At 62.4% G+C, this 23,517-nt stretch carries 15 protein-coding genes; 6 read left to right on the top strand and 9 right to left on the bottom strand.

What is annotated here, in order from left to right; genetic code table 11:
- The first annotated feature begins 80 nt into the window (after window positions 1-80).
- Complete coding sequence (locus ACK6D9_RS02735) at window positions 81-2,084, top strand: hydantoinase/oxoprolinase N-terminal domain-containing protein (RefSeq protein WP_412050538.1); 2,004 nt, start codon at window positions 81-83, stop codon at window positions 2,082-2,084.
- Between the two features lie 117 nt (window positions 2,085-2,201).
- The gene (locus ACK6D9_RS02740; RefSeq protein WP_412050539.1) at window positions 2,202-4,361 is read left to right on the top strand and encodes a malate synthase G; all 2,160 of its coding nucleotides are present in this window, start codon (window positions 2,202-2,204) and stop codon (window positions 4,359-4,361) included.
- Window positions 4,362-4,482: 121 nt separating this feature from the next.
- Here ACK6D9_RS02740 and ACK6D9_RS02745 read toward each other — a convergent pair whose 3' ends face one another.
- Window positions 4,483-5,136, bottom strand: a complete 654-nt coding sequence (locus ACK6D9_RS02745; protein ID WP_322988864.1) for a L,D-transpeptidase — start codon at window positions 5,134-5,136, stop codon at window positions 4,483-4,485.
- 208 nt (window positions 5,137-5,344) lie between these two features.
- On the opposite strand from ACK6D9_RS02745, the gene ACK6D9_RS02750 reads away from it, so the two are divergent.
- Complete coding sequence (locus ACK6D9_RS02750; RefSeq protein ID WP_412050540.1) at window positions 5,345-5,815, top strand: MmcB family DNA repair protein; 471 nt, start codon at window positions 5,345-5,347, stop codon at window positions 5,813-5,815.
- Here ACK6D9_RS02750 and ACK6D9_RS02755 read toward each other — a convergent pair.
- The 8 genes from ACK6D9_RS02755 to ACK6D9_RS02790 form a co-directional block, all read right to left on the bottom strand.
- Complete coding sequence (locus ACK6D9_RS02755) at window positions 5,812-6,381, bottom strand: ActR/PrrA/RegA family redox response regulator transcription factor (protein WP_322988866.1); 570 nt, start codon at window positions 6,379-6,381, stop codon at window positions 5,812-5,814. The genes ACK6D9_RS02750 and ACK6D9_RS02755 overlap by 4 nt on opposite strands.
- Window positions 6,382-6,463: 82 nt before the next feature.
- Window positions 6,464-7,804, bottom strand: a complete 1,341-nt coding sequence (locus ACK6D9_RS02760) for an ActS/PrrB/RegB family redox-sensitive histidine kinase (RefSeq protein WP_412051715.1) — start codon at window positions 7,802-7,804, stop codon at window positions 6,464-6,466.
- A 58-nt stretch (window positions 7,805-7,862) separates the two neighbouring features.
- Complete coding sequence (gene hrpB / locus ACK6D9_RS02765) at window positions 7,863-10,328, bottom strand: ATP-dependent helicase HrpB (RefSeq protein WP_412050541.1); 2,466 nt, start codon at window positions 10,326-10,328, stop codon at window positions 7,863-7,865.
- Window positions 10,325-10,972, bottom strand: a complete 648-nt coding sequence (locus tag ACK6D9_RS02770) for an ATP-binding cassette domain-containing protein (protein ID WP_412051716.1) — start codon at window positions 10,970-10,972, stop codon at window positions 10,325-10,327. Before ACK6D9_RS02770 ends, hrpB begins: the two co-directional genes overlap by 4 nt.
- Before the next feature lie 11 nt (window positions 10,973-10,983).
- Window positions 10,984-12,672 carry an ABC transporter permease gene (locus tag ACK6D9_RS02775; protein ID WP_412050542.1) on the bottom strand — a complete coding sequence of 563 codons (1,689 nt, stop codon included), beginning with the start codon at window positions 12,670-12,672 and terminating at the stop codon, window positions 10,984-10,986.
- A gap of 37 nt (window positions 12,673-12,709) precedes the next feature.
- The gene (locus ACK6D9_RS02780; protein ID WP_412050543.1) at window positions 12,710-13,942 is read right to left on the bottom strand and encodes an ABC transporter substrate-binding protein; all 1,233 of its coding nucleotides are present in this window, start codon (window positions 13,940-13,942) and stop codon (window positions 12,710-12,712) included.
- A 166-nt stretch (window positions 13,943-14,108) separates the two neighbouring features.
- Complete coding sequence (gene polA, locus ACK6D9_RS02785) at window positions 14,109-17,051, bottom strand: DNA polymerase I (protein ID WP_322987876.1); 2,943 nt, start codon at window positions 17,049-17,051, stop codon at window positions 14,109-14,111.
- 113 nt (window positions 17,052-17,164) lie between these two features.
- Complete coding sequence (locus ACK6D9_RS02790; protein ID WP_412050544.1) at window positions 17,165-17,896, bottom strand: SDR family NAD(P)-dependent oxidoreductase; 732 nt, start codon at window positions 17,894-17,896, stop codon at window positions 17,165-17,167.
- A 192-nt stretch (window positions 17,897-18,088) separates the two neighbouring features.
- Here ACK6D9_RS02790 and ACK6D9_RS02795 point away from each other — a divergent pair, with 192 nt between their 5' ends.
- From ACK6D9_RS02795 to ACK6D9_RS02805, 3 genes are all read left to right on the top strand, one after another.
- Window positions 18,089-19,030, top strand: a complete 942-nt coding sequence (locus ACK6D9_RS02795; protein WP_412050545.1) for a helix-turn-helix domain-containing protein — start codon at window positions 18,089-18,091, stop codon at window positions 19,028-19,030.
- Between the two features lie 618 nt (window positions 19,031-19,648).
- Window positions 19,649-21,040, top strand: a complete 1,392-nt coding sequence (locus ACK6D9_RS02800; protein ID WP_412050546.1) for a dipeptidase — start codon at window positions 19,649-19,651, stop codon at window positions 21,038-21,040.
- A gap of 246 nt (window positions 21,041-21,286) precedes the next feature.
- The gene (locus ACK6D9_RS02805; RefSeq protein ID WP_412050547.1) at window positions 21,287-23,467 is read left to right on the top strand and encodes a transglycosylase domain-containing protein; all 2,181 of its coding nucleotides are present in this window, start codon (window positions 21,287-21,289) and stop codon (window positions 23,465-23,467) included.
- Window positions 23,468-23,517: the final 50 nt, after the last annotated feature.

Genomic DNA, 23,517 nt, shown 5'->3' on the forward strand with positions numbered 1-23,517 from the left:
AATGGCGCGGAGCAACAATCCGGCCTAATACGCAGTGGCACGGCCGCCTATCAGGGTCGTCTGGGGAGCATACGACAGCAATGACATCACCTCTTTTTCTGGGCATCGATACCGGCGGAACCTACACCGATGCCGTGCTCTACAGCGAAAGCGAAGGCGTGCTGGCCTCGGCCAAGGCGTTGACCACCCGCCACGATCTCGCCGTCGGCGTCGCCGGTGCGGTGGAGTCGGTGCTTTCCGAAATTGGCGGCGCGACGGCGCGCATCAGGCTGGTGTCGTTGTCGACAACGCTTGCCACCAACGCGCTTGTCGAGGGCCAGGGCGGGCGTGCCGGGCTTGTGATGATCGGTTTTGCACCCAAGGACATGACCCGTGATGGCCTGGCAGACGCGCTCGGCAGTGACCCGGTGATTCACCTGGCAGGCGGACATGACGTGCATGGCCGCGAGACTCCGCTTGAACTCGGACCGCTCGAAGACCGGTTGTCGTCGCTGCCGGGCGAAGTGTCGGCGGTTGCCATTGCCGGCTATTTTGCCGTGCGCAATCCGTCCCATGAAATCGCGGTGCGCGATTTGCTGCGCCAGCACACCTCACTGCCGGTCACCTGCAGCCATGATCTGTCTTCGCGGCTTGGCGGGCCGCGCCGGGCGCTGACCACGCTTCTCAATGCTCGGCTGATTTCCATGGTGGCCAGGCTGATCGACGCCACCAGCGGCTTTCTTGGCAAACGCGGCATCGATGCGCCACTGATGGTCGTGCGCGGTGATGGCGCGCTGATCTCCGCCGCCGAGGCGTTGCTCAGGCCGATCGAGACGATTCTCTCCGGTCCGGCCGCGAGCCTGGTCGGCGCCCGCCATCTGACCGGTCTCGACAACGCGGTGATCTCCGATATCGGCGGAACCACCACCGATATCGCCGTGCTCGACAACGGTCGCCCGCGGCTTGACCGTGAAGGCGCAACTGTTGGCCGCTACCGAACCATGGTCGAGGCAGTGGCCATGCATACATTCGGCCTTGGCGGTGATTCCGAGGTCTGGCTTGAAGAAAGCGGCCTGGTAGCGGGAATCACGCTCGGCCCGCGCCGGCTGATGCCGCTGAGCCTGGCCGCTCACCTCTGGCCGGATGCGGTTTTGCCGGTACTCGAAAAGCAATTGCGTGCGCCTTATCCCGGCAGAATGGACGGTCGTTTTGCACTGCGCACCGGCCTTCCCGAGGCGTTGACCGCCGGTTTGACCGGCCAGGAAGCAGGCCTTTACGAGCGAATCGGACTGGAGCCGGTGCCGCTCAGCGAGCTTTTGTCGGGCACCTGGCAGCGCGCCACGCTGGACCGGCTGATGTCTCGCGGTCTGGTGTTGACCGCCGGCTTTACACCTTCCGACGCCATGCATGTGCTGGGCCAGCAGGACCAGTGGAATGCCGAAGCGGCGATGCACGGTGCCGAGATCTTCGCACGCCGCAAGGCCGGGTCCGGCAAGGTGGTAGCCCAAACCCCGGTCGATCTTGCAAACCTGGTTTCTGCCCGGCTTACCCGCCAGAGCAGCGAGGCGGTGCTGACCGCGTTGCTAGCCGACGAGGGAATTACCGGCATAGACCCGGCCAAATCCACGTTGATCGACCGGGCCCTGAGCCGAAAGCGGGGCTTTGTCTGTTTTGGCCTCAGACTCGACCGGCCGCTGGTCGCGCTCGGTGCTTCCGCGCCGGTGCATTACCCGGCGATTGCCGAAATGCTCGATATTGAAAGCCATATCCCGATGCATGCCGGCGTCGCCAATGCCGTCGGCGCGGTGGTCGGACAGGTGCGCGAGACAGTGACGGTATTTGTCACCGAACCGGAAGACGGTGGGTATGCGGTTAACGGTGTCGGCGACACACAGATTCTGGAGGACCGCGACGCGGCCTTTGCACTGGCCCGGCAGTTAGCGGAAACCCAGGCGCGCGAGGCGGCGATCCGCAGCGGCACCGACCATCCGGTGGTTGATCTTTACGAGCAGATCGACAAGCCGGTGATCGACGGCATCGAAAAACTCATCGAGGCGCGCTTCACGGCAGCCGCTTCTGGGCGACCACGCATCGCCGGCGGTTGACCTTTCCGGGCCGCAAGTTCATGTGACCCTTGACGAATTGACAGGCAGTGCCCGCTACGGCAGGGTCCGGCCAAATTTTGAGCGGCAACGCGAATGTCTGAATAGCGGAGATTCAATGTGAACAGAATTGACACCAACGGCCTGCAGATCAGCGCCGACCTGTATGATTTCATTGTTAACGAGGCGATGCCGGGGACCGGCGTCGAGGCTGAAGGCTTTTTCAAGGCCTTTGGTGAGGCTGTCGATGATCTGGCGCCCAAGAACAAGGCGTTGCTTGCCAAGCGCGATGATCTGCAGGCCAAAATCGACGCCTGGCACCGTGAACACGGTGCCCCGATCGACATGAAGGTCTACAAGGATTTCCTGGCATCGATCGGCTATCTGCTGCCCGAAGGCGGGCCCGTGCAGGTCTCGACCCGGAATGTCGATCCGGAAATCGCCGCGATCGCCGGTCCGCAGTTGGTGGTCCCGGTGATGAATGCCCGTTTCGCCCTCAATGCTGCCAATGCCCGCTGGGGCTCTCTCTACGATGCGCTGTACGGAACCGACGCGCTCGGCGACCTGCCCAAAAAGGGTGGCTATGATGAGGAACGCGGCGGCCGGGTCATCGCCTGGGCCAAGGCTTTCCTCGATGACAGCGTGCCGCTGGCAAACGCCAAATGGGCCGATGTCATCGGTTTTGATTTCGACAACGGCGAGTTGAAGATCAAGACCAGCGCTGGCGAAACGGCTTTGGTTGATCCGGCGCAATACTCCGGCTTCAAACGCGAAAGCGACCGCGCCTATCGTCTGTACTTCCAGAAGAATGGCCTGCACTCCCTGGTTTTCGTCGATCCGGACAGCCTCATCGGAAAGGGCGATCCGGCCGGTATCGGCGATATCGGACTCGAATCGGCGGTTACGACCATCATGGACTGCGAGGATTCGATCGCTGCCGTCGACGCCGAGGACAAGGTTCTCGTCTACCGCAACTGGCTTGGCCTGATGCGCGGCGATCTGACCGAGGAAGTGAACAAGGGCGGCAAGAGCTTCATCCGCAAGCTTAATGGCGATATCGACTACACCACACCGGATGGCAAGGCGGCAAAGCTGAAGGGCCGCTCGTTGATGCTGATCCGCAATGTCGGCCACCTGATGACCAATCCGGCGATTCTCGATCGCGACGGCAACGAGATCCCCGAAGGCATCATGGATGCGTTCCTGACCGGCCTCATCGCCCTGCATGATATCGGGCCCAATGGCCGCCGCGCCAACTCCGCAGCCGGTTCGATGTATGTGGTCAAGCCGAAAATGCACGGCCCGGAAGAAGTGGCCTTCGCCGTTGAAATCTTTGCCCGTGCGGAAGCCGCACTCGGCATGGCGCCCAACACCATCAAGATGGGCATCATGGACGAGGAGCGCCGCACCACTATCAACCTCAAGGAATGCATCCGGGCTGCGGCCGAGCGGGTGGTGTTCATCAACACCGGTTTCCTCGACCGCACCGGCGACGAGATCCATACCTCGATGGAAGCCGGGCCGATGATCCGCAAGGGCGACATGAAGCAGGCGGCCTGGATTGCCGCTTATGAGAACTGGAACGTCGATATCGGGCTGGAATGCGGCCTCTCCGGCCATGCCCAGATCGGCAAGGGCATGTGGGCCATGCCCGATATGATGGCAGCGATGCTGGAACAGAAGATCGCCCACCCGAAAGCCGGCGCCAACACCGCCTGGGTGCCCTCGCCGACTGCCGCGACATTGCACGCTACCCATTATCACAAGGTCAATGTCGCCGAGGTACAGGCCGAATTGCGCAACCGCGCCCGCGCCAACCTCGATGATATCCTGTCGGTGCCGGTGGCCCGCAATCCGAACTGGACGCCTGAAGAAATTCAGCATGAGATCGACAACAATGCCCAAGGCATTTTGGGCTATGTCGTGCGCTGGGTGGACCAGGGGGTCGGCTGCTCGAAGGTGCCGGATATCAACAATGTCGGACTGATGGAAGACCGCGCCACCTTGCGGATTTCAGCCCAGCACATGGCCAACTGGCTGCATCACGGCGTGGTCAGCAAGGAGCAGATCATCGAGACCATGAAACGGATGGCCGTTGTCGTCGATACCCAGAATGCCGGCGATCCGGCCTATCGCCCGATGGCGCCCGATTACGAAAGTTCGGTGGCGTTCCAGGCTGCGGTGGAACTGGTTCTGGCCGGCCGCGAGCAGCCCAATGGCTACACCGAGCCGGTGTTGCACCGTCGCCGCGCCGAGTTGAAGGCCAAGATGTCGAGCTGAAAGCTAAAGCGTCACAACGGCGGTTAGGGCATTTCGAGACCAAATGCCCTTTGGCCCCGGAAACAAAAAAGCCCGCCTGGCGATCGCCGGGCGGGCTTTTGTTTGTATGCAATGCTTCTGCTTACTGCTTGACGACCACCTTGGCACCCTTGCCCGGCCGGACACGCTCGTAAAGATCGATGATGTCCTGGTTCATCAGTCGGATGCAACCCGACGAAGCAGCCGTCCCGATGGAGCTCCATTCCGGCGTGCCATGCAGGCGGAACAATGTGTCCTCGCCCTTCTGATTGAACAGGTAGAGCGCGCGCGCACCGAGCGGGTTCTGCAGGCCCGGCTTCATGCCGTCCTCGCCATAGCGGGCCAGTTCAGGCTTGCGCTGGATCATTTCCTGCGGCGGCGTCCATTTCGGCCATTGCTGCTTCCAGGCGATATAGGCTTCGCCTTCCCAGGCAAAACCGGCCTTGCCCACGCCGATGCCGTAGCGCACTGCCTTTTTGCCCGGCAGGATGAAATAGAGGAACCGGTTAGGCGTATCGACGACGATGGTGCCGGGCTTTTCCTTGCTGCCGTAACTAACGATCTGGCGGTGAAAGCGCTTGTCGATCTTGCTGATCGGGACCGCCGGGATCGAATATCCGGTATCCGTGACGGTGCCGTATTCCGAGGTGAAAATCTGTGAGGTGGTGCCCGAGGCACCTTCTTCGGAGGGGGAGCAACCGGCCAGCGCGAAGGCGGCGATCAGTCCGGCAATGGTAAGTGAAAAGCGTGGGTTCATCTGGTATCTTCCGGGGCAGCAGGGATGTTAAGTCTGGCAAGAATCGGACACAACATGGCACCGGTTATTTTAAACAAACCTTACCTATGCAACCTGCATTTGCGAAAAAATTGCGTATGGCTTGCGCTTTACCGCGCATCATTGCTTTTGCGCAACAAAACCTCTCATCAGCGTTGCGATGTAACTCAGGTCATGGCACCTAGGGTATATGCCGATCATATCTCCGCACGCTGACAATCCGCTGATTGACGGTCGCCAATCCGATCGCGCGCTGATGGTGCGTCGCGGGGTTCAGCGACTGTTTGCCGATTTGCGGCTGGCGATGGTGCCGGAACTGTCGCTGGCCTCGGGGCGTCGCGCCGACCTTGTCGCGCTCGGCGAGGGCGGCGAAATCTGGATCGTCGAAATCAAGTCTTCGGTCGAAGATCTCAGGGTTGATTGCAAATGGCCGGAATACCGCCAGCATTGCGACCGGCTGTTTTTCGCCACCCATTCCGAGGTGCCGGCGGAGTTGTTTCCCGTCGATTGCGGCTTGATCATTGCCGATGGCTGGTCGGGTCACATGCTGCGCGATGCGCCCGAACACCGTCTTGCCGCGGCGACCCGCAAGGCGATGCTGCTGCGTTTCGCCCGCGCCGCCGCCAATCGGCTGCTGCAGGCCGAATTGTCGACGCTTTAGCGCGGAGCGCGCTTGGCCAGAATCCGCTGCAAGGTCCGCCGATGCATGTTCAGGCGCCGAGCGGTTTCCGATACATTGCGGTCGCACATTTCGTAGACCCGTTGGATATGCTCCCAGCGCACCCGGTCCGCCGACATCGGGTTTTCCGGAACCTCGGCCCGTTCGCCGGGCTTGCGGGTGAGCGCGGCAAATACTTCGTCGGCATCTGCCGGCTTGGCAAGGTAATCAATGGCGCCGAGCTTTACCGCGGTAACCGCTGTGGCAATATTTCCGTAGCCGGTCAGCACGACGATGCGGGTGTCGTCGCGGCGTTCCCGGATGGCTTCGATCACGTCGAGACCGTTGCCGTCCTGCAGCCGCATGTCGACGACTGCGAATTTGGGGGTTCGTTGCCGCGCCTTGGCAAGGCCTTCAGCAACACTTTCGGCAATTTCCACATCGAAGCCGCGCGCTTCCATGGCGCGAGCAAGCCGGCGCAAAAACGGGCCGTCATCATCGACCAGCAGCAGGGTCGCGTCCGGTCCGATGGATTCTGTTTCAACTAAATGGTCGTCTTCGCCTGTCATGTTTCACCTCTCGGGTGCGGCCAGCGGGTGTCAGCGTCAAGGATTGTTTGCTAGCACCGCAGTTCTAATGCCTCTTTGCGTTTTATCCAGCTCCAACCGTTGTCGGTCGGGGCGTTTCTGCTCCAAAAAGGTCCATTTTCTCCCTTGGCCAGGTTATTTGGACCCGGGCGCCAGTATCAGGCGCCAACCGGTTTGAAAAATGCAACTGGGCGCCGGAACGCTCAAGCAGGGTTTTGGCGATGAACAAGCCAAGTCCCAGACCGCCAGCCTTTTCCCGGACCAGACGGTTACGTCTGTTCATGAACGGAACGCCGATCTGGGTCAATACATCGGGGGCGAATCCCGGGCCATCGTCGCTAATCACAATGACGACGTAGTCCCGGTCATGCCCGACCGCGACCGTCACCTCGGCATCGGCGAAATCGACCGCATTCTCGACCAAGTTGCCCAGACCGAACATGATGCCGGGATTGCGGCGGCCGATCGGTTCGCGGCCGCTGCTTTTTCCCTCCACCACATTGATGGCGATTCCGAATTCGCGGTGCGGTGCGATGATTTCCTCGATCAGCGACCCCAGCGGCAACCGCACCATGTGCGCCTCGTCTTCCGCCGACAGCGTTGTCAGCCGGCGCAGAATATCGCGGCATCGCTCAGTCTGGCTGCGCAGCAGCATCAGATCGTCCGTAAAGCGCGGATCCGACGCCAGTGCCTTCTCCATTTCGCGGGCCACAACCGAGATTGTCGCCAGCGGCGTGCCAAGTTCGTGTGCTGCCGCCGCCGCCAGCCCGTCCAGCGCCGAAATATGCTGCTCACGCTGCAGCACCAGTTCGGTCGCCGCCAGCGCGTCAGCCAGCTGGTTGGCCTCGGCCGACACCTGGTAGGCATAAAATGCTGCAAACGCGGTGGTCGAGACAATGGCGATCCAGCCCCCGGCGATCAGCAGAAACGGGACCTCGTAAGTACTGTCGGCATACCAGGGCAGCGGCAGCGAATAGAACGCCAGCAGCGTCACCGCTGCGACCGACAAGATGCCCAGACCAACCGTGTGCCGCACAGGTTGTGACGCCGACGAAATGATCACCGGAACGCACAACAGCACCGAAAACGGATTGGCGAGTCCACCGGTCATGAACAACAGGCCCGACAATTGCAGCACATCGAACGACAGCACGCCCATGGCGCCAACCGGCGGTAACCGGTGCGCGGTGGGAAACCGCACCGTGAGAAAGATGTTGAGCCAGGCCGAGCACGCTATCAACGTGAAGCACAGCAATTCGGGAAACACGAATCCGTAGCCCTGGGCGACGATCACCACCGCGGCGGTCTGGCCGGCAACGGCCAACCAGCGGAGCCGGGTCAGGGTTTGCAGCCGCAGCCGGTGCCGGAGCGAGCGATCCTCGATGAAGGGAGGAAATGTGTTCATGGTCATGATCTACCCCATCACAGCATCGGTCGCCAATCGGTATTAAGTCGACGTTTTTCTAGCTGCCTCTGGGCTTGGTGCGTCGGGTTGGATCGGCCAGCGCCGGATTTTCAGGCCAGGGATGGCGCGGATAGCGGCCGCGCATCTCGGCGCGCACATCAGCCCATGAGCCGGCCCAGAACCCCGGCAAATCACGGGTCGTCTGAATCGGCCGATGCGCCGGCGAGAGTAATTCCAATGTCAACGGCAGGCGGCCGCCGGCAATGGCAGGATGGCGGGTTTCGCCAAAGAGTTCCTGCACGCGGATCGCCAGCACCGGTGCAGCCTGATCGTAGCGGATCGGAATCCGCGACCCGGTCGGCGCCTCGTAATGGGTTGGCGCCAGCCGCGCAATTTCGCTCTGCGCGGCCCCGTCGCATAGCGCCAGAAGGCCCTGGTTGAGCCCGTCTCGGTCAATCGTCTTGAGCGACATTACTCCGGGCTGAAACGGTGCGAACCAGCTCTCCAGACTGTCGAGCAGCGCCTGGTCGGACACATCCGGCCAAGGTGCGCCAAGGCTGCGGTGCAGAAAGCCGATCCGGTCGCGCAATTGCTGTCCGGCAGCGGAAAATGGCAGCGCCTTGAATCCGAGCTTGCGAATGCCGGCGCACAGCGCTGCCACCGCCTCCGCACCGGCGACAGCGGGCAGCGGCGCTTCGGCCAGCACGATGGCGCCCAGCCAGGTCACGCGCCGGGCCCGCACCGCGCCGGCATCGCTGTCAAACAGGTATTCTTCGCCGGCTGTCGAGCGCTGTTCCAGGATTTCCGCGAGCGCTTCGCCCGACAGTTCCGCTGCCGCCAGGATCCGCGCCGCCGCGGCCTTGCCGCTGAGGTCGGCGATCACCAGGAATTCGGAGCCGGCCAGACGTTCGGCAACATCCATCACTGCACCGCGTCCGTTGGCCATGACAAACCGCCCCCGCCCGCCGCGCTGTTTGGCGATCCGGTCAGGAAAGGCGGTGGCCAGCAGTGTCGCCGCGGAAATCGGACCGCCATGTGACTTGCCGGCCTTGCCCCCGACCAATCGCGCCGCGAGCCCTCGTGCGGCGGTCGCCCGCGCGCCACGGTCATTCCGGAAGCGGGACAATCTGGTGTCAAGGTCTATGTCCTGCCCGCCGAGGCCCTGCTCGGTGAGCACCACGGCAAGCTCGGCAACGTCCTGGCCAAACCTCTCATCCTGCCCGGCCACCACCATCGCCGCCAGCCGTGGCGGCAGCGCCTGTGCGCGCATGCGTTCGCCGCGTTTGGTCAAGGCGCCGTTGGCGTCGAGCGCGCCGAGATCGCTCAAGAGACGTCGCGCCTCTTCCAGCGCCGGTTCCGGCGGCGGGTCGATGAAGCGCAGTGTGCGCGGATCGCGCACCCCCCAGGCGATACAGTCGAGCAGCATCGCCGACAGGTCACTCGCCAGAATCTGCGGAACCGAAAAAGTCGGCAAAGCCTTGCTCTGTTCGGCTCGCCATAGCCGCACGGCAATGCCCGGCCCGGTACGCCCGGCGCGCCCGGCGCGTTGATCGGTGGAGGCGCGCGAGGCGCGAATGGTTTCCAGCCGGGTGATTCCGGTCGCGGGTTCATAGACCGGTTGCCGAACCAGCCCGCTGTCGATGACGATGCGCACGCCGTCAATGGTAATCGAGCTTTCGGCCACCGGCGTCGACAGCACCACCTTGCGGCGGCCCTTGGCTGCCGGCTTGATCGCCGCATCCTGCTCGGCCGAACTCAATCCGCCATAGAGCGGTTGGATATCTGTATCCGCGCCAAGCCTGTCTTCAAGCCGCTTCGCCACCTGCCTGATTTCGCCCTGGCCGGGCAGAAATGCGAGTATCGAGCCGGCTTCCGAGCTATGCAGCGTCTCGATCGCCCGCGCCATGGTGATTTCAATCCGTTCGCCCGCAGGCCGGTCGGTATGCCTGATTTCGACAGTATGGCTGCGGCCCTGGCTTTCGATCACCGGGCAACCATCCAGCAACTTTGCCACCCGCTCGGTGTCGAGCGTCGCCGACATCACCAGAATGCGCAAATCCTCGCGCAGACCTGACTGGATATCGAGCGCCAGCGCCAGGCCGAAATCTGCCTCCAGCGCGCGTTCGTGAAACTCGTCGAAGATCACGCAATCAATGCCGGCCAGATCGGCGGATGCAAGCGCCATGCGGGTGAACACGCCTTCGGTCACCACCTCGATGCGGGTTTTGGCCGAAACCCGGGTATCGAGCCGCATCCGGTAGCCCACGGTTGCGCCAACCTCTTCGCCGAGCATCGACGCCATCCTCCGCGCTGCCGCCCGCGCCGCCAGTCGCCGTGGCTCGACCAGAATGATCTTGCCGCTGAGCCAGGGTTGATCGAGCAACACCAGCGGTACCAGCGTGGTCTTGCCTGCACCCGGTGGCGCCGCAAGTACTGCGTTGGGCGCTGCCCCGAGTGCCGCGCACAAAGCCGGCAGCGCGTCGGAAACCGGCAGGTCGGCATGCCGGGCGGCGACGTCGCTCACGGTTGGCCGACCTTGTGAACCTGGCCGTTGGCGGCGCGCGCATCGTCCTCGTCGTGGGTCACCAGGACCACCGGCAACCCCACCTGTCGCGCCTTGCCAAACACCATCTTGCGGGTCTGGTCGCGCAAATCGGCATCGAGCTTGGAAAACGGTTCATCCAGCAATAGCAGGCAGGGTTGTGACAGCAGCACCCGCTGTAGCGCCACCCGCGCCTTTTGCCCGCCTGACAGCGTATCGGGATCACGGTTGCCAAACCCGGCGAGGCCTGCGTCTTCCAGCGCCGCATTTGCCAGCAACCGGCGCTGTTTGCGGCCGCGCACGGTCTCGGGAATGGCGATCGCGATGTTGTCGACTACGCTGAGATGGGGAAACAACAGCGGATCCTGAAACAGGATCCCGGCATGGCGGTTTTCCGCAGGCAACGTGGTCAACTCGACGCCGTCGACGCGAACGCTGCCGCTGGCCGTAAACGCCGGATCGAGAAAGCCGCCGAGATAGGCAAGAAGGGTGGATTTGCCGGAACCTGACGGCCCCATCACGGTCAGCGTTTCGCCACGTCGCACCCGCGCGCTGAGCGCCACCAGCAGACGGTTGCCAAGCTGGATCTTCACATCATCCAGGACCAGGCCCTGATTGTCGGTCATCTTGTTCAATGTCACACCCGCAAGCCGCGCCGGTTGCGGAATACCAAGCCCGGCAATCCGGTTGCAAGGGCGAAGGCGAGAAACGGGAGCACAATCTGCATGAAGGCATAGACGCCGATCACCCGGCGGTTGCCACCCGCCGCCAGCGCCACCGCTTCCGTGGTTACTGTTGGCAGCCGTCCGGCGCCGATCAGCACGGTTGGTAGATATTGGCCGACCGAGACCGAAAACCCTACAGCCGCGGCAGTCAGGATCGCGCGCGTGAGCATCGGAAGGCGGATCCGGATCAACGTCCGGGTGCGGCTCATCCCGAGGCCTGCGGAAATCAGGTCATGGCGGCGGTCGTGGGCGCGCCAGGGATCGCTCATCGAAAGAAACACGTAGGGAAGCACGAACACCAGATGCGCCAGCACCAGTGCGCCGAAACTGGCGTCAACGCCGAGCCAGATCGAAAGTACCTGCAGGCCGAACATGAACGAGATCTGCGGCACGATCAGCGGCAGATAGATCAGCAGCAAAGCGTCGCGGCCGCGGCCAGTCTCGTATTCGCGCTCCAGGCACAGGATTGTCAGCACCAGCGCGATCAGCGTCGAAAGCGCGGCGACGGACAGCGTCGTTGCCAGCGGCCCGGCCATGCGCGGCAGTGCCTGCACCCACGAGCGCAGCGTGAAACCGGACGGCAGCGCATCGGGGAACTGCCACAGCCCGGAGACCGACCACAGCGCCAGCACCGCGATTCCGCCAAACACGATCACCGCCGAGGACACCATTACCGTCCGGGCGCAGACACGCAGCAGTGCGTCGCGCCGCCAGCGGCTGCCGGCATCGCGAATGATGCAGACCATCATCGTGCCGGCACGCTCGAGCCCGACCCAGGCGATCAGCGCCGCCAGGGTGACGCCGAGCTGCATCACCGCGCCGGCCGAGGCCAGGAACCGGGTTTCAAGCTCCGGATCGTTCATCCAGTCGAGCAGCCGTACCGGCAGGGTCGGTGGCAAATGCGGGCCGAGGATCAGCGCCACATCCACAACCGAGGTCGCATAGGCAACCACGGCAAAGACTGCGAGCCGGATCTGCCGGTACAGCGACGGCCACAACAACAGCGTGAACGCGGCAACCCTTCCGTAGCCGAGCGAACGGCCCAGCCGGATGGTTTCGACATGCCGGGTTTGCGGCAGCGCGGCCAGCGTGACCAGGAACAGAAACGGGATTTCCTTGACGATTAGCCCGGCCATCATCGACAGCGCCAGCGGGTCGTTGACGATCAGCAGATCCGGCGGCCGGTCGAGCCCTGTCAACCAAGGCGAAATGAGCCGCATGATCATTCCCGATGGCGCGATCAGGAATGCCAACCCGAAGGCGGCGGCTGCATGCGGGACTGACAGAAGTGGTGAAATCATCCGCCGCATCCGCGCAAACACTGGCGTGCCGAGATCGCTGGCGACAAACGCCGCCACCGCGATCAGCGCCGCCAGTGTCGAGCCAAGGCCGACAATGATCGACAACAGCGCCGAGCGATAAATCCCCGGCACCGCGTCAAGCGCTACAAAATGGTCGGTGGTCAGCCGGTCGCCGCCCAGTTCAGGCAGGTAACCAAAGGCCGGCAGTGCGGTTCCGGCCAACCCGAAGGCGAGCGGGCCGAGCAGGATGACAAGTGTCAGCGGTGGCGCCAGCCGGGCCAGACGCACGCCGCTGGTCATCGCCCCTCCACCTTATCAGCAATAATCCTGCCGCAGCTCAATTGGCAGCGCCATAACGCCTCAGCCATTCGCCCTCGATCTGTTCCATCCAGTCGGGATGTGGCTCGTCCAGTGCCGGGCCCAGTTCATCGGGCTTCAACGTGGCGACTCCGAGATCAAGTGCCGCGAAGGCTGAGCGGTCGGCTTCAGACAGCTTGTCCATTGCCAGCACGGTCGGGTCGCCCCAGATCGACGGATCCTGCTTGCGCGCCTGCGCTTCCGGCGAAATCAGGAAATTGGCAAGCACCAGCGCCCCGGCCTTGGAAGCCGCGTTGTAGGGAATGGCGACAAAATGGGTGTTGCCGAGGGTGCCGCCGGGATAGGTGAACGAGCGCACGGTATCGGGCAATTCGCCGGCCGCAATTCCAGCCGAGGCTTCCGACGGATTGAACGCGAAAATGATGTCGAGTTCGCCATCGGCGAGCTTCTGCTTCATGTCCGGGTAATTCTGCGGATAGGCCTTGCCACCGCGCCACAAATTGGGGTGAAGCTGGTCGAGATAATCAAACAGCGGCGCCGTATCCTGGCTGAAACTGGCCTCGGTCACCGGTTGAGAAAGCTTGGTTTTGTCGACGATAGTTTCGGAAAGCACCTGCTTGAGAAACGACGAGCCGATGAAATCCGGCGGCTGCGGGTAGGAAAAGCGCCCCGGATTTGCCTGCACCCATTCGAGCAGTTCCGCTGATGATTTAGGCATTTCCTCGGCTGGAGTGCGGGCGCTGTCGTGGAAGAACACCAGCTTGGCGCCGCCCCAGGGGCTTTCGAGCCCGTCGGTGGGAATGGTGAAATCGGTCAGGATGGTCGGCATGTTCTCGTGATCGACATAGGCCCAGTTCGGCAGAGCCGTGGTCCAGTCCGGCGCCATCAGCAGGCCCTGACGCTTCATCGAGGCAAAGTTCTCGCCGTTGATCCAGATCAGATCAACCGACCCGCCTTCATCCTTGCCGGCAGCCTTTTCGGCCAGAACCTTGGCCACCGCATTGGCGGTGTCATCGAGCTTGACGTGGGTGACGGTAACGCCATAGCGCTGTTTCAGGGTCTGTCCGGCCCAGTCTATGTACGAATTGATGTTTTCCGAGCCGCCCCAGGCGTTGAAATAGACGGTCTGGCCGCGCGCAGCCTCCAGCACCGCACCCCAGTCATGCGGATCCGGATCGGCGGCATTGGCGGAGGGGGCGAGCGCCAGCGCGGCGGCAAGCGCGCCAGCGAAAACAAGTGGCAATTTGAACATCGTGTCCCTCATCAGTCGGCTGGTGTTGAAGTCAGACACCACACGGCCCCGTTGCCGTCAATCGAAGCGACCTTGCCGCAGCGTCACAATTTGGTGATTCGCGCGTGTATCGCTGTCGCTGATCGCAGCGGTTTTGATGGGCATGCCGTCGACCGGAGGGCGCGTGTTAGTGTGCCTCATCCCAGTTGAGCGCGGCGCGGGCGTCGACTTTCAGCGGCACAGCCATGTCGATGGCTGGCATGGCGGCGTTTTCCATCACCTCGACAATGGTTGGAATGATCTTTTCCGCGTCAGTTTCCGCTGCTTCGAAGATCAGTTCGTCGTGCACCTGCAACAGCATCCGCGCCTTCAGACCGGCGGCGTCGAGCGCCGGTTCCATCCGCACCATGGCGCGGCGGATAATGTCGGCTGCGGAGCCCTGAATCGGCGCATTGATGGCGGCGCGCTCGTTGAAGGCGCGCACCTGCGCGTTCGGTGACTTGATTTCGGGGTAATGCGCCCGGCGGCCGAAGATTGTCGTCACAAACCCGTTCTCGCGGGCTTCCGCTTTTGTGGCGTCCATGTAGTCCTTGATGCCGGGGAACCGCTCGAAATACTTGCGGATATATTCGCCCGCCTCCGAACGTTCGATGCTGAGCTGGTTGGCCAGCCCGAACGCCGAAATGCCGTAGATGATGCCGAAATTGATTGCCTTGGCGCGCCGTCGCACCTCCGACGGCATGCCTTCCACCGGCACGCCGAACATTTCCGACGCGGTCATGGCGTGAATGTCGATGCCATCGGCGAAAGCCTGCTTGAGCTGTGGAATGTCGGCGACATGCGCCAGCACCCTGAGTTCGATCTGGCTGTAATCGGCCGAGATCAGGACATTGCCGGGCTCGGCGATGAAGGCGGTGCGGATCTTGCGGCCCTCGGCGGTGCGCACCGGAATGTTCTGGATGTTGGGATCGGACGACGACAGTCGGCCGGTGGTGGTCGCAGCCATCGCAAACGAGGTGTGCACCCGCTTGGTCTCGGGATTGATGAAGCCCGGAAGCGCGTCGGTATAGGTTGATTTCAGCTTGGTCAGTTGCCGCCAGTCGACGATCTTGCGCGGCAGTTCATGGCCTGCAGCGGCAAGGTCTTCGAGCACCTGCGCCGAGGTCGACCATTGCCCGGACTTGGTTTTCGATCCGCCGGGAAGGCTCATCTTGCCGAACAGGATCTCGCCCAGCTGCTTGGGCGATCCGACGTTGAAATTCTCGCCGGCCAATTCCTGGATTTCGGCTTCCAGCGCCGCAGCACCCTGCGCCAGTTCGCCTGAAAGCCGCGACAGGATCTGCCGGTCGACGCGGATGCCGCGTTCTTCCATGCGCATCAGCACCGGCGCCAGCGGCCGCTCCAGCCGCTCGTAGACCGTGGCCATGCCCTCGGCCACCAGCCGTGGCTTGAGCACATGCCAGAGCCGCAATGTCACGTCGGCATCTTCCGCCGCATAGGCGGTGGCCTTGTCGATCATCACTTCGGCAAACGGGATCGAGCTTTTGCCCGATCCGGCGACATCCTTGTAGGAGATGGTTGTGTGGCCGAGCCAGCGTTCGGCCAACGCATCCATGCCATGGCCGCCGCGGCCGGCGTCGAGCACGTAAGACAGCAGCATGGTGTCGTCAAAGCTGACGATCGAGATGTTGTGGCGGGCGAGCACCAGCATGTCGTATTTGAGGTTCTGGCCGATTTTGAGTACCGACGGGTCTTCCAGCAGCGCCTTGATCTCGTCGAGTGCTTCACGCACCGGCATCTGCCCCGGCTGCAACCCGCCGCCGCCCAACAGGTCGCCAGCGCCATTGGAATGGATCAGCGGCGCATAACAGGCCTTTACCTTCAGCTCCCCGGTATCCGGCGCGGTTTCGGGAACCGCCAGCGAAAAGCCGACCAGTTCCGCCTGCATCGCGTCAAGCGAGGTGGTTTCAGTATCGAACGCCACCACTCCGGTTTCGCGCGCCATTGCGCACCACAGCCTCAGCTGCTCGATGTCGCGCAGCGTTTCATACCCGCTGGTGTCGATCTTGGCCGCCACCGCAGCTTCCGCGCGCCGTTTTGCAAGATCCTGCGGCGTGTCGTCGCCGCCAGATCCTGTTGAGTTTTTAGCCGCTGCAGATTGGCCCGGATCGAGATCGGGTCCACGCAGTTCCGCAGCCGCATCAACCGCGATCTCGGCGGCGTCGACTGCAGCCGCGTCGGTATCGGTGGCCTCGGCCACCCGCCTTGTCAGTGAGGTAAATTCCATGCCCTTGAGAAAAGCCACCAGCTTCGGCCCGTCGAGCGGGTTGAGCACCAGCTCGTCAAGCTTTTCGGTGACTTCGACATCGTCGCGAAGCCGCACCAGCTCGCGTGAAATTCGTGCCTTATCGGCAAATTCGATGATGTTCTCGCGCCGCTTGTTCTGCTTGATCTCGCCGGCCCGCTCGAGCAGCGTGTCGAGATCGCCGAACTCTCCGATCAGCTGTGCCGCGGTCTTCGGTCCGATGCCGGGAATACCGGGCACGTTATCGACCGAATCACCGGTCAGCGCCTGCAGATCAATCATTTTTTCGGGCGGCACGCCCCATTTGTCGATGACTTCCTGCACGCCGATCTGCCGGTCCTTCATCGAATCGTACATCGACACCTGCGGGCCGACCAGTTGCATCAGGTCCTTGTCCGACGAGATCACCGTGACATCGGCGCCGGCTTCGCGCGCCAGCCGCGCATAGGTGGCGATCAGATCGTCGGCCTCAAAGCCCTCCATCTCGATACAGGGCAGGTCGAAAGCCCGTGTCGCTTCGCGGATAACGGCAAATTGCGGCACCAGATCTTCAGGTGGCGCCGAGCGGTTGGCCTTGTATTCGGGATATAGTTCGTTGCGGAAGGTTTTCGATGAATAGTCGAAAATCACCGCGAAATGGGTCGGCGTCACCCCCACCGAGGTGTCGCGGGTGTCCACCATCAGCTTCCACAGCATGTTGCAGAAACCGGCCACCGCACCGACCGGCAGGCCGTCGGACTTGCGGGTCAGCGGCGGCAAGGCGTGATAGGCGCGGAAAATATAGCCGGAGCCGTCGACGAGGAAGAGATGATCACCTTTTTTCATGGCGCAGGATTAGCGCGGGGTGCCGCCAAGGTCCATCCGCTTTGCGGCCTATGAGCATGCAAAATGCTCAAGCATGTCTTTTGCCGGCCCCTGCTTGGCGTGCCGAAACGCTCTCAGTTGCGCGCCAGAATCGTGCGTACCAATTCCGGCAGCACCCGGTTCAGCATCAGAACCCGGCGTGACAGGCCGGGTGCTGCGGTATTGCGCTGATCCCTGATGCTGTCAAAAATCGCCGTCGCCATGGTTTCAGGTGCAATTTTGCCCGACCCGCGGCCCGCAGTCATTGCCGTGTCCATCAGCGGCGGCACCGCTTCGACCGCATCAATGCCCTCGGATCGCAATTGCACGCGCAGCGATTGGGTAAACGAGGCAAGACCGGCCTTGGTCGCGGAATAGACCGGCGCCGAGGGCTTTGGCTGACGCGAAACCAGCGACGTCACGTTGACGATGGTGCCGCCGGGGCGAAGCATGAAGGCGAGCAGCGCCGCAGCGAGAAGCATTGGCGTGGTCAGGTTGAGCATAATTTCATCGCGGATCTGCGTGGCGATTGCTTCGCTGTCGATCCCGGTAGCGGTAAAATCCACCGCGTTCTGGATGCCGGCATTGTTGATCAGCACCGCGACCGGAAGCCCGATTTTCTCCACGCGTCTGGCGATATGGGTGATTGCCTGCGGGTCGGTAAGATCGGTATCGAGCGTTGTCAGCTTGTCGTGCGTTGGCATCAATGCGGTGTCGCGGGCAATACCCAGAACTGTGTGACCTTCCTTCAGGAAGCACTCGACCAGTGCAAGCCCGATGCCGCGACTGGCGCCGGTAATGACAATAAGTCCGCTCTGCTCTGGCATGCCTGTCTCCCGAATTTGGATCGAGGCCAAATCTGCAACGCGGAAGGCGGCGGGTATTGAATAATTGCGCCTCGGATCTGGCGCGATTATTCAATCGTGGCATCAGCGAGTAAGGTAGATCATCGCGCGGATACCAAATTGCCGCCGCTGCTCACTTTGCGGGCAGCAGGACGTTAGCTGAAGGATGGCGCCATGAAGAGCTTTGCGAGCGCAGGCCTGCTCAATCTGGTCCAGCGCGTGATCGGCGCGGTCGATCCAGAGCTGATCGCGGGAGAGGCAATGTCAGACCCTTTTGCGCGTGGCATCGCGCCCGCCAAATCAAAGCGTAACCTGGTTGACCGGGCGATGGAAAAGCATGGCCCGGGCCTGTTATTGTCTGTCGGTCAGCATCTGCATCTGATCGGGGATACGCCTGTTGCGACGGTGTTCAGACGCTCGGCCGATCCGCATGTGCTGGCAGACAAATGGCGCCGGCTTGAGCGCTATCACCACGCGTTCCATCGGATCAAGATAGCGCCGCTCGGAGATGAAGGCTGGGATTGCCGGCGCTATGGCATCACTTCAAAGCCGACCATTGGCGAAAATTGCCTTGTCGCGGGAGTGCTGGTTGGGCTTGTCGAGATGATCGGCGCGACGGATTGCCGTCTGCAGGTTGACGGGTCTGAATGGCGCGCCGCTGGTTTGAGAAAGGCGGAACTGCCGCGGGGCGCAACGCTAGAAACCTTCCGGATTGTCTGGGCGCCGTTTCAGCAGCGCGAACGTCCGGCGCTGGCTGACGAACCGGCAACCGCGGACAATATGGCCGACCGGCTTGCCGATCTGCTCGCCACCGATGTCGGACGAAGCTGGAAGATTGCGCACGCCGCAACCCGGATGGCGATCTCGACGCGTTCGTTGCAGCGTCACCTCGCCGCTGAAAAGCGCAGTTTCTCGACTGTTTTGCGACGGGCGCGCATGCGCCAGGCCACCCAACTGCTTACCGGCACGGCCACGCCGCTTGCCGAAATCGGCTATTGCTGCGGCTATGCCGACCAGGCCCATTTCCAGCGCGATTTCCGCCGGGTCACCAACATCACGCCGAAACGTTTCCGCGACATGGCGGGCGCGTTTCTGCCTGGCGCGAAAATTCAATAATTCGCTAGGCGCATTCAAAAACCTGTCTCCGGCGCAAGCAACGCAGACAGCCCCATGTTCAACCCCGACCTGTTCGTGCCCGCGCTTCTGACGCAACTTGCTGCAATTGATGAACGAAGGTTGGCGGCGATACCGCAGGGTGCAAGTCCTCGTAACCACACTGTTATCGGGTGCTGGGTCGACCTTGGATGGCTGCAGCGGCGGCGTGCGGAGGCGGGAATGCGCTACTCTGCGATCACACAATGGTTACCAAATTGTAATCTTTGCGCCCGGTTCGTGTCCTTGAAAAGCCACAATAGCTTACCAAATTATGATCACCGGCACATAAAAAGCCGACGTCTGGACCTCCGGCTCGTCCCCCGCCGCATCCAGACTTAGGACAAGGGCCGCCCCGCCCCTCAATTGGCCCTTGTCCGACCAATATGCCGCCATGGCCTCCCCTCCGGCCATGGCGGTTTTTTCTTTTATGAGGCCCCGGTTGTCCGACCTCGGCGCAAGAGTGGCCTATCTCCGATCGGATGCATGGCGCAGAAGTGTCGCTAATCTGTGGATCGATGATTCCGCCTGATCGCCGGATGATCTAGTCTGCTCGCGTCTGATTCCCTTCCGGAGCTTGCCATGACCGATTTGACCGCCGCCCTATCCGCTGCCGATACTCAATTCGACGAGAGCCTCGAGCGCTTGTTCGGGCTGTTGCGGATTCCTTCCATCTCCACCGATCCCGCGTTTGCTGCCGATTGCCGGCGCGCCGGTCAGTGGTTGGTCGATGAACTGACCGGACTTGGCTTTGACGCCAGTCTACGCGACACGCCGGGCCACCCGATGGTGGTCGCCCATCATGAGGGTGCGACGCCGGATGCGCCGCATTTCCTGTTTTACGGCCACTATGATGTTCAGCCGGTCGATCCGCTGGAATTATGGACCAGCCCGCCGTTCGAGCCGGAGATCAAGGAGATCGCGCCGGGTCGAAAGGCGATCACCGGTCGTGGCGCCGCCGATGACAAGGGTCAGCTGATGACCTTCGTCGAGGCTTGCCGCGCCTGGAAGGCAGCGTCTGGATCGCTGCCGTGCCGCATCACCATCCTGTTTGAAGGCGAGGAGGAATCCGGTTCGCCATCGCTCAAGCCGTTCCTCAAGGCCAATGCCGAGGAGCTCACGGCCGAATGCGCGCTGGTCTGCGACACCGGCATGTGGGATCCGGAAACACCGGCAATCTCGGTCGGGTTGCGCGGCCTGGTCGGGGAGGAAGTGACCATTCATGCCGCCGACCGTGACCTGCATTCGGGCCTGTTTGGCGGGGCTGCCGCCAACCCGCTGCAGATCCTGTCAAAAATCCTCGCAGATCTGCATGATGAAACCGGACGCGTGACGCTCGAAGGCTTTTATGACGGTGTCGAGGAAACCCCGGCTCAGGTGCTGGAGAGCTGGAACAATCTGGGCAAGACTGCCGAGAGTTTCCTGGGTGAAGTTGGCCTTTCGGTTCCTGCCGGTGAAAAGGGCCGCTCGGTGCTCGAACTCACCTGGGCCCGCCCGACCGCCGAGATCAATGGCATGTGGGGTGGCTATACCGGCGAAGGCTTCAAGACCGTGATTGCCGCGCAAGCCGCTGCCAAGGTGTCTTTCCGTCTGGTCGGCAAGCAGGACCCCGACCAGATCCGTGCCGCGTTCCGCGCCCATGTCGAAGCGCGGTTGCCGGAAGATTGCAGCGCCAGTTTTGCACCGCATGGTGGTTCGCCGGCGATCCAGTTGCCGTTTGATTCGCCGATGGTCACCAAGGCCCGCACCGCGCTCACCGATGAATGGCCAAAGCCGGCGGTGATGATCGGCATGGGCGGCTCGATTCCGATTGTCGGCGATTTCCAGAACATTCTCGGTCTGCAGTCTGTGCTGTGCGGTTTCGGATTGACCGACGACCGGATTCACTCGCCCAACGAGAAATACGACCTGACATCTTTTTCAAAGGGAATCCGCTCCTGGGTGCGGATTTTGCAAGCGCTGTCCAAGCCCTGAACGGCAGTTGAAGTGGTTTCCAAGGCATTTTAGGTGCCTCGGTTTTTCTTAAGGTCGCAAGGGGTGGTTTCCTTAACCACCCCTTAAATCGTCGCATTTAGGGTGTTTCACGATCGCATCGCGGCGACGGATTGTGCCAGTCAGGGCCCTTTTTCTGATCCGCGTTGAACCGAAAACCCGGATTGCCACGCGTCACCGATAGCTGTCGCAAGGCCGCTCCGGGACCAGAGAGCATCCGGACCCTTCATGGCGCGCAAGACAACTCCCCGAAGCCGCATCGAACCGTCCTTTGAGCGCGGCAAGCCGAAAGCTGCCGGCCGGACCGTTGCCGATGAACGGGTTGCGGGCAGGAAGCCGCCGGCCAAACGCCGCAAGAAGGCCGCTCCGAAGGCCAGACAAGCCAAGGCGAAAACCTCGCGCGGCCGTCTGGCGCGGGCGCTGCGCGGGCTGGTTTACTGGAGCTTTGTGTTTGCCATCTGGGGCGGAATCGGCATCGCCGGGATCGTCGCCTACTATGGCGCGCGCATGCCGAGCGCCGCCACCTGGTCGATCCCTGATCGTCCGCCCAACGTCAAGATCATGTCGGTCAAGGGCGAGATCATGGCCAACCGCGGCGCCACCGGCGGCGAGGCACTGTTGCTGGGAGATATGTCGCCCTACATCCCCGAGGCGGTGGTCGCCATCGAGGACCGGCGTTTCTATTCGCATTTTGGCGTTGATCCGATTGGCCTGGCCCGCGCCATGCTTGCCAATGCCATGGCCGGACGCATGGTCCAGGGCGGCTCGACGCTGACTCAGCAATTAGCCAAGAACCTGTTTCTCTCTCCCGAACGGACAATCGAGCGCAAGGTCCAGGAAGTGCTGCTGGCGCTGTGGCTCGAGCACAAGTTTGCCAAGGACCAGATCCTGGAAATGTATCTCAACCGGGTATTTTTCGGCTCCGGCGCCTACGGCGTGGAGGCGGCTTCGCGGCGCTACTTCCGCAAGCCCGCCCGGGATGTCACGCTGGCCGAGGCGGCACTGCTCGCCGGCCTGCTCAAGGCGCCGTCACGGCTGTCGCCGGCCAGCAATCCCAAGGGTGCCGAAGCCCGCGCCCAGGTAGTGCTTGCGGCGATGCGCGACACTGGCGTTGTTACCGACCGCGAAGCCACCACCGCTCTGACCAGCCCGCAGGTGCGGGCCAAGAGTTATTGGAGTGGCTCGGAAAATTATGTCGCCGATCTGGTGATGGACCGGATAACCGATCTTGTCGGCCCGGTGACCGAGGACCTGGTGGTCGAAACGACCGTCGATTTCCAGCTCCAGCGTGAGGCCGAAAAGGCGCTCAAGGCCAGCCTTGACGCCAACGGCGCCAAGTTCAATGTCGGCCAAGGCGCGTTGGTCTCGCTCGATGGCACCGGCGCGGTGCGGGCGCTGATTGGCGGCCGCGAATACGCTACCAGCCAGTTTGACCGCGCCACCGAGGCCAAGCGCCAACCCGGCTCCGCCTTCAAGCCGTTTGTCTATGCTGCAGCCCTTGAGCAGGGCCGGACGCCGCAATCGGTGCGCAATGACGCGCCGGTCAAGATCGGCAAATGGACGCCTGAAAATTATGACGGAAAATACCGGGGCGAGGTGTCCCTGTCGGATGCGCTGACATATTCGCTCAACACCATCGCCGCGCAGCTGGTCATGGAAGTCGGCCCGAAAACCGTGGTCAAGACCGCGCACCGTCTCGGTATCGAGGCCAAAATGCAGGCCAATGCGTCGATTGCGCTGGGTACATCCGAGGTCACGCTTCTGGAGCTGACTTCGGCCTATGCACCCTTCATGAACGGCGGCTACAAGGCGACGCCGCATGTCATCCGCCGCATCACCACCCACGCCGGCAAGGTGCTCTATGAAAATACCTACGACAACCCGCCACGGGTGATCGACGGTGCGGTAGCGGCGATGATGAACGGGATGATGGTTCGCGTCGTCAATCAGGGCACCGGCCGCAAGGCCAGGCTTGATGGCTGGCAGGTGGCCGGCAAGACCGGCACCAGCCAATCGTTCCGCGATGCGCTGTTTGTCGGCTACACCGCCAATCTGGTGACCGGCGTCTGGTTTGGCAATGATGACGGCGCGCCGATGAAAAAAGTTACTGGCGGCGGACTGCCTGCCGAAACCTGGAAAACCTATATGCAGGCCGCCCATGCAGGCCTCAAGCCGGCGGGCCTGCCGCTCGGCGGACCGCTGCCGCCGGTGGCGATTGAAGGTCCGGCATCGGCCGCCGATCCGATGGCGGAACTTGTTCGCGATCTAGCCCCGATTCCGGTTTCCCGCGACGCCACCGGCGCCACCAGCGCAGGCGGACTGACACCTCCGGCCGATATCGGCGGCCCATCTACGGTGGGCGCGCAAGGCCAGCGCACCACGCTGCTCGACATTTTAATGGGAAATTAGCCCGCAAGCGGCCCAATTTCTGCACAAAAACTGCTGCCTGCCGGCAATCA

This window comes from Hoeflea sp. Naph1 (genome assembly GCF_046837775.1).
In the GTDB taxonomy this organism is placed as follows: Bacteria; Pseudomonadota; Alphaproteobacteria; order Rhizobiales; family Rhizobiaceae; genus Hoeflea.